The sequence below is a fragment of the Butyrivibrio sp. genome (assembly GCF_017635265.1).
GTDB lineage: Bacteria > Bacillota > Clostridia > Lachnospirales > Lachnospiraceae > Butyrivibrio.
The window spans coordinates 1-20,018 of the sequence record NZ_JAGBLU010000014.1 but is presented as its reverse complement, the minus strand read 5'-3'; the positions used below and the strand labels follow the sequence as shown (position 1 = coordinate 20,018).

At 40.0% G+C, this 20,018-nt stretch carries 16 protein-coding genes and 1 tRNA gene; all 17 read right to left on the bottom strand.

Annotation, left to right across the window (positions count from 1 at the left end):
* Positions 1–420: 420 nt before the first annotated feature.
* The 17 genes from J6O61_RS01990 to J6O61_RS01910 all read right to left on the bottom strand — a co-directional run bounded on the left by J6O61_RS01990 (position 421) and on the right by J6O61_RS01910 (position 19,650).
* Positions 421–504, bottom strand: a tRNA-Leu gene (locus J6O61_RS01990).
* Between the two features lie 106 nt (positions 505–610).
* Positions 611–1,357, bottom strand: coding sequence for an alpha/beta hydrolase (locus tag J6O61_RS01985; RefSeq protein WP_292208939.1), 747 nt, complete (start codon positions 1,355–1,357; stop codon positions 611–613).
* 100 nt (positions 1,358–1,457) lie between these two features.
* The gene (gene manA / locus J6O61_RS01980; protein ID WP_292208935.1) at positions 1,458–3,755 is read right to left on the bottom strand and encodes a mannose-6-phosphate isomerase, class I; all 2,298 of its coding nucleotides are present in this window, start codon (positions 3,753–3,755) and stop codon (positions 1,458–1,460) included.
* 11 nt (positions 3,756–3,766) lie between these two features.
* Positions 3,767–4,900 carry an SGNH/GDSL hydrolase family protein gene (locus J6O61_RS01975; RefSeq protein WP_292208933.1) on the bottom strand — a complete coding sequence of 378 codons (1,134 nt, stop codon included), beginning with the start codon at positions 4,898–4,900 and terminating at the stop codon, positions 3,767–3,769.
* Between the two features lie 10 nt (positions 4,901–4,910).
* Entirely contained in the window at positions 4,911–5,933 is a 1,023-nt protein-coding gene (locus J6O61_RS01970) for a glycoside hydrolase family 130 protein (protein ID WP_292208931.1), read from the bottom strand.
* 113 nt (positions 5,934–6,046) lie between these two features.
* On the bottom strand, positions 6,047–7,213 hold the full coding sequence (locus J6O61_RS01965; RefSeq protein ID WP_292208926.1) for a glycoside hydrolase family 130 protein: 1,167 nt from the start codon (positions 7,211–7,213) through the stop codon (positions 6,047–6,049).
* Positions 7,210–8,385 (bottom strand): AGE family epimerase/isomerase, encoded by a 1,176-nt coding sequence (locus tag J6O61_RS01960; RefSeq protein WP_292208923.1) that lies wholly within the window; start codon positions 8,383–8,385, stop codon positions 7,210–7,212. The genes J6O61_RS01965 and J6O61_RS01960 overlap by 4 nt, the downstream gene beginning before the upstream one ends.
* A 12-nt stretch (positions 8,386–8,397) precedes the next feature.
* Positions 8,398–9,246 carry a carbohydrate ABC transporter permease gene (locus J6O61_RS01955; protein ID WP_292208921.1) on the bottom strand — a complete coding sequence of 283 codons (849 nt, stop codon included), beginning with the start codon at positions 9,244–9,246 and terminating at the stop codon, positions 8,398–8,400.
* 1 nt (position 9,247) lies between these two features.
* The gene (locus J6O61_RS01950) at positions 9,248–10,246 is read right to left on the bottom strand and encodes a carbohydrate ABC transporter permease (RefSeq protein ID WP_292208918.1); all 999 of its coding nucleotides are present in this window, start codon (positions 10,244–10,246) and stop codon (positions 9,248–9,250) included.
* A gap of 73 nt (positions 10,247–10,319) precedes the next feature.
* Positions 10,320–11,765, bottom strand: coding sequence for an ABC transporter substrate-binding protein (locus tag J6O61_RS01945; protein WP_292208915.1), 1,446 nt, complete (start codon positions 11,763–11,765; stop codon positions 10,320–10,322).
* Positions 11,766–11,943: 178 nt separating this feature from the next.
* On the bottom strand, positions 11,944–12,960 hold the full coding sequence (locus J6O61_RS01940; protein ID WP_292208912.1) for a LacI family DNA-binding transcriptional regulator: 1,017 nt from the start codon (positions 12,958–12,960) through the stop codon (positions 11,944–11,946).
* Positions 12,961–12,983: 23 nt separating this feature from the next.
* Positions 12,984–15,176, bottom strand: a complete 2,193-nt coding sequence (locus tag J6O61_RS01935) for an alpha-galactosidase (RefSeq protein ID WP_292208910.1) — start codon at positions 15,174–15,176, stop codon at positions 12,984–12,986.
* An 88-nt stretch (positions 15,177–15,264) separates the two neighbouring features.
* Positions 15,265–16,344, bottom strand: coding sequence for an SGNH/GDSL hydrolase family protein (locus tag J6O61_RS01930; protein ID WP_292208907.1), 1,080 nt, complete (start codon positions 16,342–16,344; stop codon positions 15,265–15,267).
* Positions 16,345–16,521: 177 nt separating this feature from the next.
* Complete coding sequence (locus tag J6O61_RS01925; protein ID WP_292208905.1) at positions 16,522–17,355, bottom strand: S66 family peptidase; 834 nt, start codon at positions 17,353–17,355, stop codon at positions 16,522–16,524.
* A gap of 149 nt (positions 17,356–17,504) precedes the next feature.
* Positions 17,505–18,242, bottom strand: a complete 738-nt coding sequence (locus J6O61_RS01920) for a class I SAM-dependent methyltransferase (protein ID WP_292208903.1) — start codon at positions 18,240–18,242, stop codon at positions 17,505–17,507.
* A gap of 66 nt (positions 18,243–18,308) precedes the next feature.
* Entirely contained in the window at positions 18,309–19,169 is an 861-nt protein-coding gene (dinD, locus tag J6O61_RS01915; RefSeq protein ID WP_292208900.1) for a DNA damage-inducible protein D, read from the bottom strand.
* Positions 19,170–19,251: 82 nt separating this feature from the next.
* Complete coding sequence (locus J6O61_RS01910) at positions 19,252–19,650, bottom strand: hypothetical protein (protein ID WP_292208897.1); 399 nt, start codon at positions 19,648–19,650, stop codon at positions 19,252–19,254.
* Positions 19,651–20,018: the final 368 nt, after the last annotated feature.

Genomic DNA, 20,018 nt, shown 5'->3' with positions numbered 1-20,018 from the left:
CCGATATAAACTTAGTCTTAATAAACTATCCCCAAATGAATACTACAGATACATAAAAACCGGAGAATATCCAAAGAAGATGCTGGTCTAAAAAATGGGTGTAAATTTCAAATACTGTCCTTGACATGGGTAGTAGTTTACTAACAACGACAGACACAGACAATAACAGCCGCAGACAATGTCAGGCACATACAATAATAGCCGCAGGCAATGACAAACACCCCCAATGGTGGACGTAGACAATGGCGAGCGCAGCCAATTAATTACATTCATAAAAAAAGAGTATTTTGCTATAAGTAAAAACTCGCGCAACAATACTCTTCGGTGTGATCTATGTGCTTTTGAAATCAGGCTAAAAAAGCCTCAAAAGTTTGATTATGCAAAAAAGGAACCGGTTGACTAAACCGATTCCTTTTATCGTGCGGAAGAAGGGACTTGAACCCTCACGATGTAAGCATCACAAGATCCTTAGTCTTGCTCGTCTGCCAATTCCGACACTTCCGCGAACCGTCGTCACATCTCTCGTGACGACTTGTCTATAATAACAAGATTTTCGGAAAACGTCAACAAAAATTTAAAAACTTTTTTTCGTTTATTATTTTTGTCTCTTTTATCTTCCAAGTTCCTCTATCATGAAGTCTTTTACTGCCCCTATGACTTCTTCCAGACTATGATCATAACAATGTGTATCGCCCTTAATCAAAACAAGCTTGCAATTTTTATATTTTTTTGCTGCTTCGATTGAATCTTCAACCGGCACAGCTTCATCTGCATCACCATGAACAATCAGTACAGGTTTATCATACTTTGCTATGGCATCTTCAATATGAAGAGTCTGAGCTACTCTGACATAGTTACCGGACAATGTCCTGTTATCCCAGTTAACCAGTTCCTCCGGAACATTATCAGGGTCAAAGGGCTGTCCTAAAAGATTACCTTTTCTTGCTCCTTCCAAAATACAGAGAGCCGGAGAAAGGGGGATAAGTGCCTTAATCCTGTCTCTCTCCATTCCGGCAAGAAGCATTGCAGTAAGTCCTCCCTGTGAATGTCCGCACAGATATACATCAGTTACAAAATCAAGGTTCCTTGCATAATCAACTGCTGCCATAGCATTTGAAAGCCACTTATAAAGAGTGTGGTCTTTAAACTCTCCGTCACTTCCGCCATGACCGTACATTTCAACTCTAAGTGTTGCAACCCCAAGCTCGTTAAAAGCCTTTTGAACGGCAATTATATGCCTCTCCTCCATATGCCCTGTAAATCCGTGAATAATGACACAGATTGGGCACTTTTTTGCCCCATTTTCAGGCATATCAATTTTAGCATTCAGTTTAATATTGTCGTCTAGTATATACATTGTAGCCTCCCCAAAACATTAAGTTTTTACATACCAAACATCAGTATACCACGTAAACGTCATGCTTCAACATACCGGATATCAATATTCCACGTAAACATCATGCTTCACAGGAAACAATCAGTTTCATATCTCCACTAAACAAAGCTTTTCCATAATTAGCAGGCAGGATAAAGTGATCACCTTTCTTTATGAAATGACTGCCCATAAGTCCGCTTCCTTCTATACAGGAACACAACATATAACGGTCAGTTATCTCCATTTCAAGCTCTGTCTTAACATTGACTCTTGATACTTTGTAATACTTACAGCTGTTTAAAAGTCTTATTCCCTGCTCATCATCTGTGTCATGTACAATTGCATCAGAAAGATCTTTTGCAGGAACTGTGATAACATCCTTGCACTTATCAACATGAAGCTCTCTTTTGCTTCCGTTCCACATTCTGTCATAGTCATAAAGCCTGTAGGTTATATCACTGTTCTGCTGAGTTTCAAGCACAGAAACTCCACCTTTTATAGCATGCACCGTCCCCGGATCTATCTGTATGAAGTCACCTTTTTTAATCTTAACTTCTCTTATAAGGTCATTCCATCTGCCCTCATCCATCATCCTGCACAATTCATCTCTTGTAGCCGCATTATGTCCGACAACAAGACTTGCACCCTCGTCACAGTCAAGCACGTACCAGCACTCTGTTTTTCCCAGTGATCCGTTTTCGTGAATATTGGCATACTCGTCATCGGGATGAACCTGTATACTGAGGTCTGACCTGGCATCTATGATTTTGGTTAAAAGAGGGAATTTATCATAGGTCTTTCCAAACAATTCTCCGTGGGTTTTATAAAGTTCATCAAGTCCCATTCCTCTATACTCGCCCTGTTTTACTATAGACTTTCCATTGGGATGAGCTGCAATTCCCCAGCATTCACCGATATCATCGCCTTCAATATCATATCCAAAGACATCGCGAAGCTTACTTCCGCCCCATACATTATGTGTAAAGTGCGGCTCTAAAAATATAGGTTCTCTTACAAAACTATTCACTGATAATACTCCTCCATTTGACTTAATAACTTTTTTATACCAGAAACCGGAATCCTTGATTGTACGCTTAAGGCTTGGATAATCCACATATACCAGTCCAAATCTCTTGCTATAGCCATCAGTCCACTCAAAATTGTCACAGTAGCTCCAATGCAGGTAGCCGATGACAGAAACTCCTTCATCTGTTGCTTTCTGAAGATTGCAAAGATATTTATCCAAAAAAGCTATTCTGTTTCCATCGTGAACACAGCCATCTGCCGCCACCATATCACAATTTGCAAGGCCGTTTTCCGTTATCAGAATATCTTTATGATACCTCTCATACAAAAACTTTGGTCCCCAGTACAAAACCTGCGGAGTAACAGGCCAGTCCATAGCTGTCCTGTTATATCCACGTTCTCTGTCAGCATATACTGTTTCGCCATTTTCACCTGCTTTAACAGGATATCCGTTATAAATGTTCTGTCCGATAAAATCAATCGGCTGATTTATAAGTTCCATATCCTCTTTTGTTATTTCAAAAAGATCATCCTTAAAAAGCTTAAGTCCCTCATCCGGATACTTTCCAAAAACAACAGGATCAAGAAACCATGATACGTTCCATGCCCAGTTTGAAAGGTCATTATCAAATCCAAAATATCTTTTTCTCGCAGCCTCTATATCCCTTGGATCATCGGAGTTTGGATACGCAACACCACAAGTCGGCGCATATCCAATCTTTGCTTCAGGCGCCAAACGCCTTATGGCCTTAACTGCAAGTCCGTGAGCCTTTAACAGATTATGTGCCGCAAAAAGAGTATCCTTTAACGGAAGTTTTTTACCGGGAGCATGTGCTCCATTTACAAGACCAAGGTTTATGGTACACTGCGGCTCATTAAAAGTTATGAAATCGTCGCAAAGATCGGAAAAGTTCTCTGCTACAGCTTCTGCATATTTTTCAAACCATTCAGGGCTCTTTGGATTTACCCAGCCCCCCTTTTCCTCCAGAACAAGTGGGTATTCCCAATGAAAAAGAGTAATGAACGGCCTTATACCGTTAGCCTTCATGCTTTTTAGCATATTTCTGTAGAACAAAACCGCTTTTTCGTTGACCTTGCCGACACCATCCGGAATAAGTCTGCTCCAGCTCATAGAAAACCTGTAAGCCTTTATCCCCATCATTCTCATAATGGCAAAATCATCATCATACATGTGGATCATGTCGCAAGCCACACTTGCATCGGTTCCGTCCGAAATTGCGCCCTGTTTTATAAAAGCATCCCATATATTATCGCCGGCACCGTCATTCTTATCACGGCCTTCCGTTTGATATGCGCTGGCAGCCACGCCCCAAATAAAATCATCTCTAAACATAATTGCTCCTATTACCTTGTAATAATTACAGACACCAGGTTAAATGATACCGCAAATCCCCCTTTATCATCAATAACCTCTATTTCCAATTTATGAGGCAGCTTCTTCTCATGTAAAAAGAGTTGTTTTATATCAAGAAGATCCCCCCATGTTTCCTCAAATGCGGCATCAATTATAACTTTGCTGTCTGCATCATCATCAACTGTAAGCTCTACAACAGGCGCGGGTCTTTTTATTGTCTTGGCATATTGAACAGCAATGCCGCTGCAATCCAAGTCGCCCTTAAGCTCAAAAATAATTTTGTCCCCTTTTTTTGCACCAAGCCATCCGTTTTTAAAACAGTCACTCACATCCTTTTGAGGTCTTTTATCCACAGCAAATCCCTCAAGAACCGCTTCAAAATTCCTATTATCAAGCCTTTTTGCAAACTCAAAGCTATTACAAGTAACAGGAGTCTTTTTATCATCTTCCCCATCTAAAGAATCCGCATCTTTGCACTCTTTATAGAGTTTTTCAAAAAGATTTATTACAACTCTGCCAAGAAGATCATGGCCTGTGTCATTGGGATGAAGACCGTCCGGCGACAAAAGAGCTATATCCGGAATCTTCCCTGACAGTATATCATCATAGATAGCTCCGTGCATTGAAGCAGCCGGAATCCCATAGTATCTCGTTATTTTAGAGTGAATCCTCTCCGCCGTCTTTCCGTTTTCATAAAAGAAATTAAAAAGTCCGCATACTGCCGGTCTTTTTTCGCTATACAGGAGCTTTCGAACAAGTCCTTCATAGCTCTCTGTAAAGTACTCATTGCATTCATCATTTACAGAAAATTCCACAAGAACTATATCCGGATCATAAGAGAGCACATCCATTTCAACCCTTGCGGCACCAAATACCGAAGTGGTTCCTCCTACTCCGGCATTAACGTACTTAATAGCTGCTTTGGGAAATCTTTTTTGCAGCCATTCATATACTCTGTAGGCGTAGCATGTTTCAGGCCGCGAAGAAAGACTTCCCTGGGTGATGGATCCCCCAAGGAAGCAAACAGTAACTTTTTTACCTTCTTCTAATTTTTTAAATGCTTTTACAAATCTGTCGATATTATACGGCCCTGTTATGGCCTTTTCTTTATCAAATGTCACCATGTTCAAATCCTTATCTGATGCCAGGCTCGGTATCACTTTCGCGGACTACGGAGTTTTCCTTGATATAGTCAATTATGTCATCCAGTCTGGTAAAAGCAAGGGCAACATAACTGTCAGCAGCGCCGTAATATATGGCTATTCTTCCTGTCTCGCTATCATGAAGAGTAGCGCAGGGGAAGCACACATTAGGCACAAAGCCTCTTTCCTCATACCACTGTTCAGGAGTTAAAAGGAATGTCTCGCAGCGGTATTTTACTTTTGACGGCTCATCTATATCAAGTATTGCGCCACCTATCGAATAAACAAATCCATTGCAGGTACTGCTTACTCCGTGATAAAAAAGAAGCCAACCTTCGCTGGTCTCAATAGGCGCAGCACCTCCTCCTATTTTTACCGACTCCCACCAGTTGGGGGAACGTTCCATAACATGCCTGTGATGTCCCCAGTATTCCATATCCGGACTTTCCGAAAGGAAAATGTCACCAAAAGGTGTATGTCCCGAATCTGACGGTCGTGACAGAAGCATATATTTACCATTTATCTTTCTCGGGAAAAGAACTGCATTTCTGTTAAACGGAATAAATGGATTTTCAAGTCGTTCAAATACCTTAAAGTCTTTTGTTTTTGCCATTCCGATAGATGCTCCGTAAAAATCCTGACACCAGATTATATAGTAAGTATCTTCAACCTTCACAAGTCTTGGATCATAAGCATACCTTGGCATAAATGGTTTGCCGTCTTTATCCACAAACGGAATCTTCTCCTTGTCAAAAGACCAATGGATAGCATCACTGCTTCTTCCAAGATAGATATAAGGGATACCGTTAGTCTGTTCTCCTCTGAACACCCCTATAAATCCGCCTTCATAAGGCATAACCGCACTGTTAAAGATTCTGGCAACCCCCGGAGACGGATTCCTGTCAATTATAGGATTCTCACTGTATCTCCATACCGGCGCACCATCAAATTTTTCAGGTCCTTCCTGCCATGGAATATTTTTAAGGGGCTCACTTAACATTTTATATTTTGACATTTCTTTATCTCCTCATAAAACTAAATATATATGATTTTTTGAATTATATTTGTTACTGTTCAGACAAAAAATGCGCACTATACTGCGCATTTCGCGGGAATATGAGTAAAAAGTCAACCAAGCAGCTCAAGATTGGACGCTATAAGTCCGCATCTTAGTTTTACACAATCTGCACTTCTTCCCGGATCCTCAGGCGTATTAAACACATAATCAATAAGCTTATCAATTGTTGTTGTTGCCACATGAAGTCTGGTATCCGATGAAGCATAGTAAATAAATACTTCATTGTCATCATTTACAATAGCTCCATTTGTAAACACGACATTGCTGACATCTCCAACTCTTTCATTATTTCTCGGTCCTATCAAAAGACCTGATGGTTCAGCTATTACCTTCGAAGGATCAGCCAGATCAGTTGCAAAAGCATATATTACATATCTAAGTCCTGCTGCAGTATTTCTCACTCCATGTGCAATATGAATCCACCCTTTTGAGGTTTTTATAGGGACTGCTCCCGCACCGTTTTTAGCTTCTGTTATCTGATGATACCTTCTGATGCTTGTCATCTTCTCTTCATCTATTACCGGATGCTCTATATCATCGCACAAACCAAAGCCTATTCCGCTTCCACTTCCGGTATCGATGAAATCATCCATAGGTCTTGTATAAAAAGCATACTTACCATCAACAAATTCCGGATGTAGAACCACATTTCTCTGCTGCGGCGAACGAAGCGTTTTAAGATTTGGAAGCCTCTCCCATTTTTTTAAGTCTTTGGTTCTTACAATTCCGGCCTCCGCAACTGCTGCAGAAAGATCGCTGCTTTTTTTATCCTTGGATTCAGAGCAGAAAACGCCATATATATATCCGTCTTCATGCTGTGTAAGCCTCATATCGTACACGTTGGTCTCATCGGGAACAGTATCCGGAAGCATCACCGGATAATTCCAAAACCTGAATCCTTCTGTTCCTTTATCGCTCTCCGCCACAGCAAAAAAAGATTTTCTGTCAGCACCTTCAACTCTGGCCACAAGATAATATTTCCCGTTGAGAAATACAGCTCCGGAATTCATAACCGCATTTATTCCAAGGCGCTCCATAAAATAGGGATTGGAATCCTTATCAATGTCATACCGCCATATGACAGGCGCATGATCTCTGGTCAATACCGGATTTTCATATCTGTCATATATACCATTATAAAAAGAGCTCTTTTTATTCGGTCTTTTTATAAGTTCTTCCTGTTCTTTTAAAAGTTCATAATATTTAGGGTGTATCATTTTTCCATCCTCTTAATAATTTCAATACACATTCTTCCGTTGTGATACGGGCATTTCCACGGCTCAACAATCGGAAGTCCTTCAATCTGCATGCCGTCCTTATCTACTGCCCAGTACCACTCAGAGCCTTCTCTTTTGTCGATAACATTGTCAAAAATAAAATCCAGACATTTTTGGGCAGCATCCAGATATTTTTCATCAGTATTTCCTGATTTGCCATAGGCATTCAAAAAACCTACCACTGTTTCTGCCTGCACCCACCAGACTCTTTTTTCATCAACAACTCCTCTTTCGCATTCATTTGGAAGTGAATGACCGTCAAATGCATTTTCGTATATGTTTCTTGCAAGATCTTCTGTTATCGGCGCTATCTTTTTTTGCCATCTGTGATCGGGACCATCTATAGCTTCCACTGCAAGGTCCACAAGCCAGGAGGATTCTATATCATGCCCATAGCTATGAAGATCTATCAGTGAATTATAGGAGTCATCAAAAAACACCTCCTGTCTGTGAAGCTTTGGGTTATATATCTTTTCAGAAAAAATATCCAAAATATCTTCAAGAGCTCTTTTTACTTTCTCATTTTCCGCAACCTTGTACAAAGCAGTATAAGCCTCAAGGACGTGAAGCAGAGTATTCATCGTTCTGTCAGCCATGACACCGTTTTCCGATAATTTATCATTTTCTGTTTTACAAAAAGATATATCCCCGGCTTCCAGATAACCTTTATCATCCTTGCACTTCGTTTCAATTATTGAAAACAGCTTTAAAGCCCTATCAAGTGCCAACTCATCTTTGGAAGCCTCATAATACGCAGAGAGAGCATAAATGGCAAAAGCCTGATTATATGTATGCTTGGTGCTGTCAAGTACTTTCCCATCATAGGTTACAGACCAAAAGACACCACCGTTTTCACTGTCAAAGCAGTTCTTTATCATAAAATCATAAGCGTGTTTTGCCTCATCAAGAAGCGATTCGTCTTTTAACAAAATATAAGCACTTGAAAAGAACCACAAAATTCTGCTGTTAAGGATGCAGCCTTTTTCTGCCTGCTTATTTAATTCAAGATTGTAGTCAAGGTATCCGTAATATCCGCCATAAACATCATCTCTAAGCCCTTTCCAAAAGGGAATTATCCCCTCGCTTAGATGCTTTCTTATTTCATTTATCATTTTTTACCTCTTTTAACCTTTAACAGCACCGGCTGTAAGTCCGGAATAAATCTGTTTCTGACATAAAATGAATACTATAAGGGCCGGAAGAAGCGATATTATAACTCCGGCGCAAATGAGATTGTACTTACTCCCCAGCGGCCCGACAAAGGTATAGAGAGAAGTTGCAACCGTGGCATATCTGGTTTTGTCCTGAAGGTACAGATTGGCACAGTAGTACTCATTATAAGTTCCAACGCCTTTTAAAATGCAGCTTGTAACAATAGCAGGCTTTAAAAGCGGGAAAAGAACCTTATAGAAAATGGTAAAATAACTTGCCCCATCAATGATTGCTGATTCATCAAGGGAATAATTTATATTTTCAAAAAACTGAATATAAATATATATGGAAATAATATCCGTTCCGCACATCATGATTATGTAACCGGGCAAAGAATTGATAAAACCAAGATTATACATGATCTCATATACAGAAATCTGCATGGCTACGCCAGGAAGCTGTGATGCAAACAAAAACAAAGCACGTATGATCGTATTTCCAAAAAACTTAAATCTGTTAAGAACATAAGCAAGCTGGGTTCCGATCATCACAGAAAAAAACAACACGCACACAAGGATAATAAAGGAATTTACAAAAGCTCTCGCCATTCCCGCCTTTTGAAATGCCTGTGTGAAATTTTCAAAATTAAACCAGTTCTGCGGCATAGTCATTACATTTGTGGTCTGGTACTCATAATCTGTTTTGAATGCAGTGATAAAACACGATACTACAGGCAATACCGCCACAAAAGAAAATAATACCAAAGATAAATATTTTATGAAGGTAAGTAAGATTCTTCCGGCCTTGTTTAACTCATTCATATTACTTTCCTCCCCTTGCAGCTATTCTTTCCTGGTTTCTTATGCTTCTTTCCAACATTTTCTGTCTTCTTGCCCCTGCCCTTGGATCCTCGTCTTCAGCGCTTCTGAAAACATATTTAAAGAAGAGTTTTTGCAGGATAGTTGCTATAAAAATTATTATCAGAAGAACTATCGCCATAGCAGATGCAAGTCCTACCTTCTGCTGTGTATGCGCTATCTCATGCATAACCACAAAATATGTCCCGGTGCCGTTTGCACCATCTGTAATAACATACGGAGGTTCAAAAGCACTAAGTGAACCTGTTATTGAAAGAATCACATTCAAGGTGATTATCGTTTTGATGCTAGGCATAATAATGTATTTAAACTGCTGAAATCTGTTGGCACCATCGAGCATTGCAGCCTCGTAAAGTTCTGAGTCAACAGACATTATTGCTCCGATAAAAAGAACCATGTTCTGTCCAAAATATCTCCATATTGAAGTGCCAACCAGTGAAAAGTTATTGATTCTCTGATCCTTTAACCAATAAGGCAGATTTTCAAGATTAAAGCCACACCACTGGAGAACAGTGTCAAAAACGAACCCTCTGGTATAGAAAAATTTGAAAATAAAGCCGATTGCTATACCATTTATAAGAAACGGGAAAAACATGAATCCTTTGAAAAGATTTCCGCCCTTTACTTTAAAGCTCAAAATAGTGGCCAGGTATAAGGCAAGTGCCAATTGCACAATAGACCCAAGCATATAATACAGACTGAGTTTAAGTGCACCAAAGCAATCATCCCTCTGAAAAACTTTTATATAGTTTTTTAACCCTACAAATTTGCGCACGCCGACATACTTCATGTTATAAAAGCTAAAGCCAAACATTTTGGCAAATGGCAAATATGTAAATATGAATAAAAGAAGAAGCGGGATCACCATAAACGCAAACATCACAAGAACCTGCTGCCCGTCTCTACTCCTTATCCACTCTGTAAATGTTCTCTTTTTCTTCATATCCGATACTCCATACTGTCATTAATATAGCCGGAGAGAAAAAACGCTCTCCGGCTATAAAGAAAGCTGATCTTTAGTATTTAACTTCTATCCCAAGCTCTTCCTGAGCTGCCTGCCATACGGCATTCCAGTCAGTCATGATATCATCAAAGCTCTCTGAACCGTTTGCGCCTGCCTCTACGATTCTCTGAACTTTGGCATTTCCTCCTGCATTGATTGAAAGCTCTGACTCCGCATTCATATCATTGAGATAGGTTTCCTCTCCTGCAACTGCAGGCTGATCCGAAAGAACCTCACAGCCATCAAAGGCAGAATACATATCAGGATTCTGACCGCCTTTAACTACAGTGTATCCTCCTTCGTTGTAGCACCAGTTTGATTTCTCAACCATCCATTTAACAAAAACCAATGAAGCGGTTTTGTTTTCTTCAGATGAGTTAACGTTAATAGCATAGTTATAATCTCCACCGGCATTTACGTACTGAGTTCCATTAACGCTCATAGGAAATGGCATGTAACCAACATCCTCAGGAGTATCTCCTGCTTCCTGCATCTGTGCATAAGCCCAGGATCCAAGAACCATAGTGGCAATCTCTCCTCTGTTAAGCATTCCCTTGCAGCCTTCCCAGTCTGTTGTTGTGTAATCATCCTCTATAAGTCCTTCTGAACATGCATCATAAAGAATCTTGTAGAGATTATATGCACCTGTTCCATCACCCGGATCAGAAAACGGCTCAGCAGTATGTACTATTTTCTGGTTCAAATATGTATTATCTCCATTTGATACTATTCCTACATATGCATCCCATGCGCCCATTGTCCATCCTGCTGCATAGTTTGTATAAAGCGGAATAGCATCTGTTTTTTCTTTTACAAGCTTAAGATCCTCAATGAATTCATCGGGGGTCTGCGGAAGAACTTCGATGCCGGCCTCTTTAAATACCTTTTTGTTGTAGAGCACTCCCTGGGCATTGGCCATGTAAGGGATACCGTAACACACATTATCAAACTGCCAGTTATCAACAAAGTTGAGCTCCTGAGAAAGATTATCAAGTGTATCAAGCGGCATAAAATATGTGGCAAGATCTGTCTTATCAACAGCAGGAATAAACATAATGTCACCCCAGTCCCCTGTTGAAAGTCTAAGAAGTGAATCCTCAGCATAATCTGTCACAGCCTCTGTTGTAACTGTTATATTGGGGAATTCCTTGTTAAACTCTGCTATCATTGAAGCAATTGTTCCGTCAGCTTCACGGTCTGTCTTGTGATGAAGGAACTTAATTGAAGCAGTAAAGTCTTTGTAATCATCAAGATTCAATGTTGTGTAAGAAAGCCCTGTTGTTTCTTCTGTTTCAGGAGCTTTTGACGCTTCCTGAGTACTTTCTGTGCTGTCCTGTTTTTCCTCCTGAGTACTTTGTGTTTCGCCGGACTCTGCCGTTTCTTCTGCGGCACCACACCCCATAGAGGTTGCCATCATAGCAGTAGCTGTTAACAATGCCAAAGCTTTTTTCCTATTCATTTTTTCCTCCTTAAAATACAACTATGTTTTTAGCTAATTTATATTTTATTAGCTTAATTTTATTAGTCAATATTTTAGCTAATTATTAGCTTATTTTCTACCTAATAAACAAAAAGAGCATCTTGCTTTTGGTTAAAATAACCATCGCAAAATGCTCTCAAGCGCCATATTATCTGCTTTATAAGGTTAATCGTTTTACACTGTCTCTTTCTACCAGATGTCCTTCTACAATGCTAAGTCCGCCTCTGTATTGTTCACCTTTTAAAGTATGAAGAATCCTTTTTAAGGTTCTTCTTACCATTTCCTCCATATCAACTTTATAAGTAGTTATCCCTATGTCATTGCTTCCGGAATAAACAAAATCGTCATACCCAACCACAGAAATATCCTGAGGAACTCTGTATCCTTTCTCCTTGAGGTACTTAATAAACATACTGGCCGACAGATCGCAGTTACAAACAAAAGCTGTAGGCATCTTTTTGGGAAGTTTTATATTATTTTCCATATCGACTACCTGCGTCTTCATATCCCTGTCATCAAGAACCCACTCTTTTTTTGCCTCAAGTCCATGTTCCATCAAAGCCCTGCAATATCCAAGATATCTGTCGGTTATAGACGGCGTAGCAAGTATTGTTCCAACATATCCTATTTCAGTATGCCCCTTGTCAAATAAGTAATTGGTTAAAATATATGCTCCATAAAAACTTCCTGATATGACAGAATCTTTTTGATGCTTTCTATCGGAAAAATCCATATAAAATACAGGAGTGGAAAGCTTCTCATCCAGCATTCTCAAATAATCTTCATTGAGCGCCCCCATTATTACAATAGCATCCACATTGCCATCACCTATGAGTTTGGGAGGTTCAAGATTCTTTTCATCCTCATCAGCAAGAACTTCAAGCATTGTAAACGATCCCATCTTGGCTGCTTTAGCTGAAAAAATCTGATACATGTGGCCATAAAATGAATCAATATTGCCTAAATATCTGCTTCCAATCAAAATACCAATCTTAAAAGACTCGATTTCTCTGGCTGAAGATGACTTCTGATATCCCCTTTCCTCTGCAATTTCTATTATGCGACGACGCATTTCCTCGCTTACGCCTTTTTGCCCTGACAACGCTTTTGACACAGTAACGGTACTGATTCCAAGCTCTGCTGCTATGTCAGACATAGTTGTTTTTTTTGGCATAGTCTCCTACCTCTTACAAATAATTATTCTTCTGAGCTCAAGTATATAAGCTTTGACTGATAATCCCCGGCAGGCATATCAATCTGCAAGCCTGCTGATTTAAGTGTGGATCCCAGAATTCTCATATTACTATCCGCAATTCTATAATCCATATTTTTATCGAGTCCGTCAAGTTTAAGCACTCTTTTTTTGCCATTGGGAGCCGCAACAACCTGAACACATGTAAGTAATGCTCTTTTCTTGTCTTTACTTACAACCATCCAGGCATCAAACTCATGATTTCTCTGATAAGAAGCCAGCCTGTAATAATCACCATTTCTATATATGTCACTGAATTTATGATAATTCTCAACCTGCTCTTTGATAGCTTCTCTGTCTTTACGGGAAATCCCGGTTATATCAAGTTCATACCCAAAGGTTCCGGAAAGAGCAACATCCCCTCTTGTATTAAACGGTGTTGTCCTGCCTACTGTATGATTGGGGCAATCAGAAACGTGAGCTCCCATTGTACTGAGAGGGAAAACAAGAGCGGTTCCTTCCTGAATCTTGAGTCTCTCTATAGCATCCGTGTCATCAGAACACCATATCTGCGGACTGTAATAAAGCATTCCTGCGTCAAATCTTGCTCCGCCACCGGAACAGTTTTCCAAAAGAAGATCAGGAAAATCTGTAACAAGTCTCTCTTGAAGATCATAAACGGCAAGCATGTACCTGTGGCTAAGTTCTCCCTTCCTGTCACTGTCAAGCCAAAGAGAGCCAAGGTCAGTAAGCTGTCTGTTCATATCCCACTTTAAGTACTCGATATTGGCAGAACTCAATACATCTTTTATTCTATCGTAAACATATTCAAACACCTCTTGGCGCGTAAGGTCCAAAACAAGCTGGTTTCTGCTTCTGCAAGGAACCCTCCCCTCCACCTGTATAGCCCAGTCGGGATGTTCTTCATAAAGTCTGGACTTTGGCGATATCATTTCAGGTTCCATCCATATACCGAATCTAAGGCCAATCTCATTGATATCATCCACCAGTTTTTTCAGACCGCCTTTAAGCTTATTCTCATTAACATACCAGTCTCCAAGGCTTGAGTTATCATCATTTCTCTCTCCAAACCAGCCATCATCCATAACAAGCATTTCAATTCCGCTCTTTTTGGCTTCCTTTGCAATTGCCAAAAGCTTTTCAGAATCAAAGTTAAAGTAGGTAGCCTCCCAGTTATTTATAAGTATCGGTCTTTCCTTATCTTTGTACGGGCTTCGTATAAGATGATTTCTAAAAAGATCATGGAAGGTTCTGGTCATTTTCCCAAGGCCACAGGGAGAATAATTAAGTATTACTTCCGGCGCCTGAAAGCACTTTCCTTTTTCAAGCTTCCATCGAAAATTCTTTTCACATATTCCCATATATAGTCGCAGGCTATCAAACTGACTTCTGCAAACTCCTGCCTGAAAATTACCCGAATAAATAAAAGAAAATCCGTATGTCTTGCCGGTATCCTGTGAATCTCCATTCCGTACAAGCGCCATAAAAGGCTGGAACTGATGGGATGATTCTCCTCTAAAGGATTCAACAAGGGTATCCCCATATCCAATTGGCCTAAAATCCATCATCCTCTCTCTTGCCCAGGAACCATAAAGCGTCAGAAGCTGATAATTTTCATTATCCATATCCATAGTCATAGACATGACTTTGTTAAGCATTATCGGATAGTCTGAAGTATTTTCCAATCTTACTGACCTTGCTATCACATCAAGCCCGTCGAAAATACTGTATGATAATACAGCCTTAAGACCGATTATCTTATCGATCAGAGTTATCTCCAAAGACATGGTATCATTCTCATTTCCAAAAGCAGCAGGTAATCCCTCAAGTTTCTTTTTCCCTTTGAAGATTTCGTGAGAATCATAGCACAGAAGAACGCTTCCATTTCCGTTATGGTCTGTAATATTTATGCTGTCATTTCTGTAATCGCCAACATTACTGCCGGAATATTCAAACGGAAATCTATCCAAAAAAGAACTTCTATCCCTACCATTAGTACCGGGAGTGTATTCAGGCTCAATCAAATTCAAAACATAAGAAGAATCCCTTGGGTCAATTCTGTCTCCGTAGTAAAAATGCCCAAGGAATCCTTCTTCATCAACAATTCCCATTATGTAACTGGTATTTTCTGTTTCTAATACAAAAAGCCTGTTTTCTTCAATATATCTGATATCCATATTCCTTCACCTTTTTAGCTATATTATTTAACTTAATTTTACCTAATTTTAGCTAAAAAGCAACATGAATTATCATCGTGCTATCTGATTATTTATCCAGCTTTTGTTTAAGGTAGTCTGAAATCATATCAGCAGCCTTTCTATGACTCTTTTCACCGGGATGCATTCTGGAACCATATTCATCCTCAAGAGTATTGGGGAGAGTAAGATAATTCACATTTGTATCGCCGGTTTCCTCAATATATGATGCTACTGCTCTGCTTATGTTTGTATTTATGTCATAGCCAAGCATTCCGTATACCCACAGAAGGTGAGCTTTGGGATAATAGGTCCGCAGCTTTTTAAGAAAAGCTGTTACTTCCTTCTCCGCATCTTCAATACTAAGAGACGGATCTGTCGCAATTCCGGTTCCGTCATTGGTTCCAAGGTTTATAACAACGGCATCCGCCTGCCAGACCGAAGAATCATAAGATAAGTCAGCTCCAAGTCCATGATTGTACTCCCCATGAGCAAGACCACAGATTTGATCGTAAATCCTTGGTATATTATTAGCCCTCACAGCATCCCAGCTGCAATAAAAGCCCCATCCACCCTGGGATATTATTCGAACATCAGCATTTAACTTTTTGGAGATCATGTTGATATAGTTGTGACTTGAAGACATATACATAGGAATCCAGTCCATATCATCATGTGCGCCATATGTCCCCTCTCCAGAGGAAATACTGTCACCTATGAACTCAATCCTGTAATCATACTTTGGAACTTCAAAAAAGTCCCCGTCACTATACATGCCCTTAACAAGCATATGGCAGCAATCATCCTGTCCCATAGCCTGCAAGTCCCGATAGAAAAAAACTCTTTTTATAACTCCCGAACTCATGCCCCTGAACAGACATATGTTGTTTTCCCCCGGTTGTAACATACTGCGGCTTATCAAAGCACCGTTTATCTCAACCGCATACCAAGGCTCATACTGATCATAATCACATTCAACCGTTATCCACAATTCAGTTCCATCTGTGCACACTTCTACACCGCTATTATTCCAAAACAGCGGAAGAATCTTAGTCTCGTTTGGCCAGTTGGTACGACCATGAATAAAAAGGTTCGGCACCTCAGCAATGCCATAATATTTTAATGATTCGTTTCTATCCTGTGGATTCATATTATGCCCCCAAATTATCTAATATGCATATTATTATGCATTCTTGAATTAAAAATTCAAGGTGTATGCAAAATAATCAGGCTTCGTGACCCGTTTTTTTGGTATGCCTAAGAAGGGACTAGGAACCCCTCAAATATTCTTATGACTGATTCATCATTTTGGTTGCAACTATCATCTCTATAATCTAATAATTCCGCCAATAACAATAGCCTTTGAATCTCCCCCATGTCCAATTTCTGAAGTTTTAGCCACCGGCAATGTTTTTGGAATATGCTCTTTTAGCAGGTCAAATACACTTTGCGTTGCCCCCGACTTCTCATATGCAGTAAATGTTCCCAGTATGATTCCAGCTACCTGTTTATACACTCCCATCTGTTCAAGTTGTGTAAACAGAGTCGCTATTTGGCTAATTTCACCACCATATGCCTCCAATAAAAGTATTTTACCGTTCATATCAGGCCAGTACTCTGTTCCCGCAAGCTTTAGCAGACATCTGATATTTCCGCCTACAACGACTCCTTCCATCTGCTTACCCTGAAGGAAAGTATATTTAACATCAAACAATTCATTATTTTTCTTTGAAACAAACTCGGCAAATCGTTTTCTTTGAAGCTTGCCATCAGCATAAACCAGGTTCTTAATTTGATACAAAACTGAAGTTTTTCCGGTTTTTGTAAATATTGCATTGATTATAGTTGTAAGGTCACTGTATCCCCAAAAGGTTTTATTGGTAGCTGCAATCACATTCCAATCCAAGTATGTTAAAACACCATTTGCTAAATCTCCACCAGATATATCGTATATGGCATTAACAGAATCATCTTGATAAAAGCGCATCAAATCCTCTGCACGTTCCTTATCTGTTCCGCTATAGCCATCTTTCTTTGCGTAGATATGCTTTGCGAACGTAGCTTCTATCCCCTGTTCATAAAGGATAGTTTCTAATTCCTCGTTCTGTTTTTCCCATTCTTTCAATTGCCCATCCGAGCATGCAGATATTCCAACTTTCATACATTACCTTCACTTTATTAGTGCTATCGTTATTTTCTTACTCTAAGTTCTTTATACGAAGATCGATCAATTGATACAGCCATTCTTTTAGCTCACGAAATCTATAACCGATCGATTCCGTCATTTCAAGTTCTTTGATAATATTTTGCTTAATTAGCATTACGCACTTTTTGTGCTACAAAGGAGATTACTTTGGACGATAGTTGGCTGGTTCTGTTGTCGCGCGGGATTTCATATTTTTGAGCAACTACCGTTTCCTTTATTACACTCCATTCTTCGAAGATTCCCTCAAGATATGTCATGATCTGATCCGATTTCAGGTTAACTTCAAAGTTTGGCTCAAGACTAGCACCGGTTTCTGTATCGACTTCGGTGACGTCGGAATTAATGACACGACATACAAGCCCGTTCTTTTTGATGCCGTGGGCTATTTCCTGCAATTTATCGATAAAATGCTGCTTTGTATCAATGTGTTCCAGCGCCGAAACGGCAAGGATAAGATCATATTCGGCAGTGGGAATGGCAAATTTCTCAATAGGTGTCGTGATCCCGTTAATACGATCACTTACATTATGTTCAAGAGCGTTCTTTTTCAAAATCTCTATTGCAACATCAAGAATATCAACGCAATCTATGATACATGTGCCGCTCCGAAATGACTCTGCAATGTAAATGCTGTTTCTTCCAACACCGCATCCGAGATCCAAAACATGTAATTCATTATAATCCGAAAAAGAAGGCATAATGTCTTGTACGGTCTTTATCGGCTTCTTTAACCATGTGTCCGATGCGTAAAGCTTCTCGTGAGTATATACCTCGGTATGAGAAGCTGCTTCATTTTGTCTGATGCGGCTAAGTCGATCAGTCTGCTTTTTAGTATCCATCATGTTTTTAGTATTCAACCACATCTATCTGTTCAGGCATTTCTTTGTATAAATATTTCATTTTGTACCTCACTCATCTAACATCAGTTTGCCGGCTTTAGCTTTTTTCTGAAGCCGTTCCATCTGTTCCTTTTCAATCTGCTGGATGCTTTTTTCGGGAGTAGGAAGATCTTCAGGCATTGTACCGCCAATCTTTTCTATCGCTTTCCTAACTTCGCGGCCAACAGCATAATGCGTTTGCGTTGCTTTTTCCGCCCCCTGAATATTGTCTTTGCGCAGTTTTTCCTCCGTTTGAGAAATACGGAACAGATTTGCTATGAGTTCAGTGCTGCCCATAAAATCCAATATTTTTTGGCTTACTGTCAGACCTTTTCTTTTGTGAATATCATCAACGTCAAGACCACCATATAGTCCCATGTATCCTGCGTTTTGGAATATGGCAAATTCTTCATTAGTAATAACACCGGCATCATGGGCTGTTTCTGCAAGCAGCTGATTCCACTGCTTTATATCTCCACGTACAACCAGACGTCGGCGATCTTCATCCAGTTGATTGAAGTGATCCGCCAGTTCCTGTCTGTAAGTTTGAATTGCAAAATATGTCTGTCCCAAAGCAATGACTTCCTTGCGAGGATCACCGTTTTGAACAATAAGGTAGCAGGCATATCTGGAGAGCTCATAATCTTTTTTCGGTTTGGAAGTTGCACCTGCTTCTACGATTTTGCTGACCTCAGCAAAATCGTCAAAAATACTATGTCCACTGTTTTCGCATGCAATCATAGCTCGCTTTATTACATTTTCGAAATTTCTCCACTGAGTATATTCTAAAGCGGGAGCGAGTTCCCTCGCACTCCAATATTCGGAACCATCCTCACGGATATATTTGATATCTTCAAATCTTTTGTATTCTTTTCCTTTAAGTTCGCTCATTTTCATTTCTCCTAACTTTTAGTATTTTACCACAACGTTTGTTATGATTCATGGCAAATCTGTGTTAAATACAATGGTTTTCTTATAATATCTTTCCATCATTCATGCCCGCGCGCAGCTTGACTAGGGAACGTTCTTCAATCAGGCGCATATACTTTTCTGTCAGATGGAAGAAGGCTGCCGTTTCGGCTATGGTCTTAAACTCCAAGGAGGCAAGATCGTAACGGTGCATGAGAAGCCGTTGCTCGCGTGCTGGGAGCATGACGAGACGGTTCCGCATCTTTTGTATCATGACGCGTAGTACTGCCTCATCCCCCACAGTGTCTTGTATTCTGTTGGTGTCGACTTTTTCTATTTCCGGAATACCATCTTCATCAACGGAATTGTCATTCAGGAATACCTGGACAATGCCATGATCGGTAAGCTGTCTTTCAAAAGAAGAGTCGCCCTTACGGCAAAGGTCACTCATGGCATTTTTCATTACAACGGAAGCAAAGGAAGAAAGAAATCCCATTTCCACCGTTCCCAAGTACCAATATACCGTTTACAAAGGAGTTAAACTGCAAGAATTAGGCGGAAGATGGGACTTTGAGCAGAGCACTTGGCGAGGTCTTTCCGAGCCTAGTGCGAGCCATGGGTGAACACTTGACGAGGTTCTTTCGAGTCTAGTGTGAATCCAGCGACGGCGCACAGCGCCTAGTCCCTTTAGGGTAATCAAACTTTTTGAGGGTCAATCGGTTTGAGGGTTTACTTTGAGGGTCTAACTTGAGGGGCTAGTTTGAGGGTTTGGTTTGAGGGGCTGGTTTGAGGGTCTCTCATGATTATTAATAAAACCAGGGTTAATCAGTT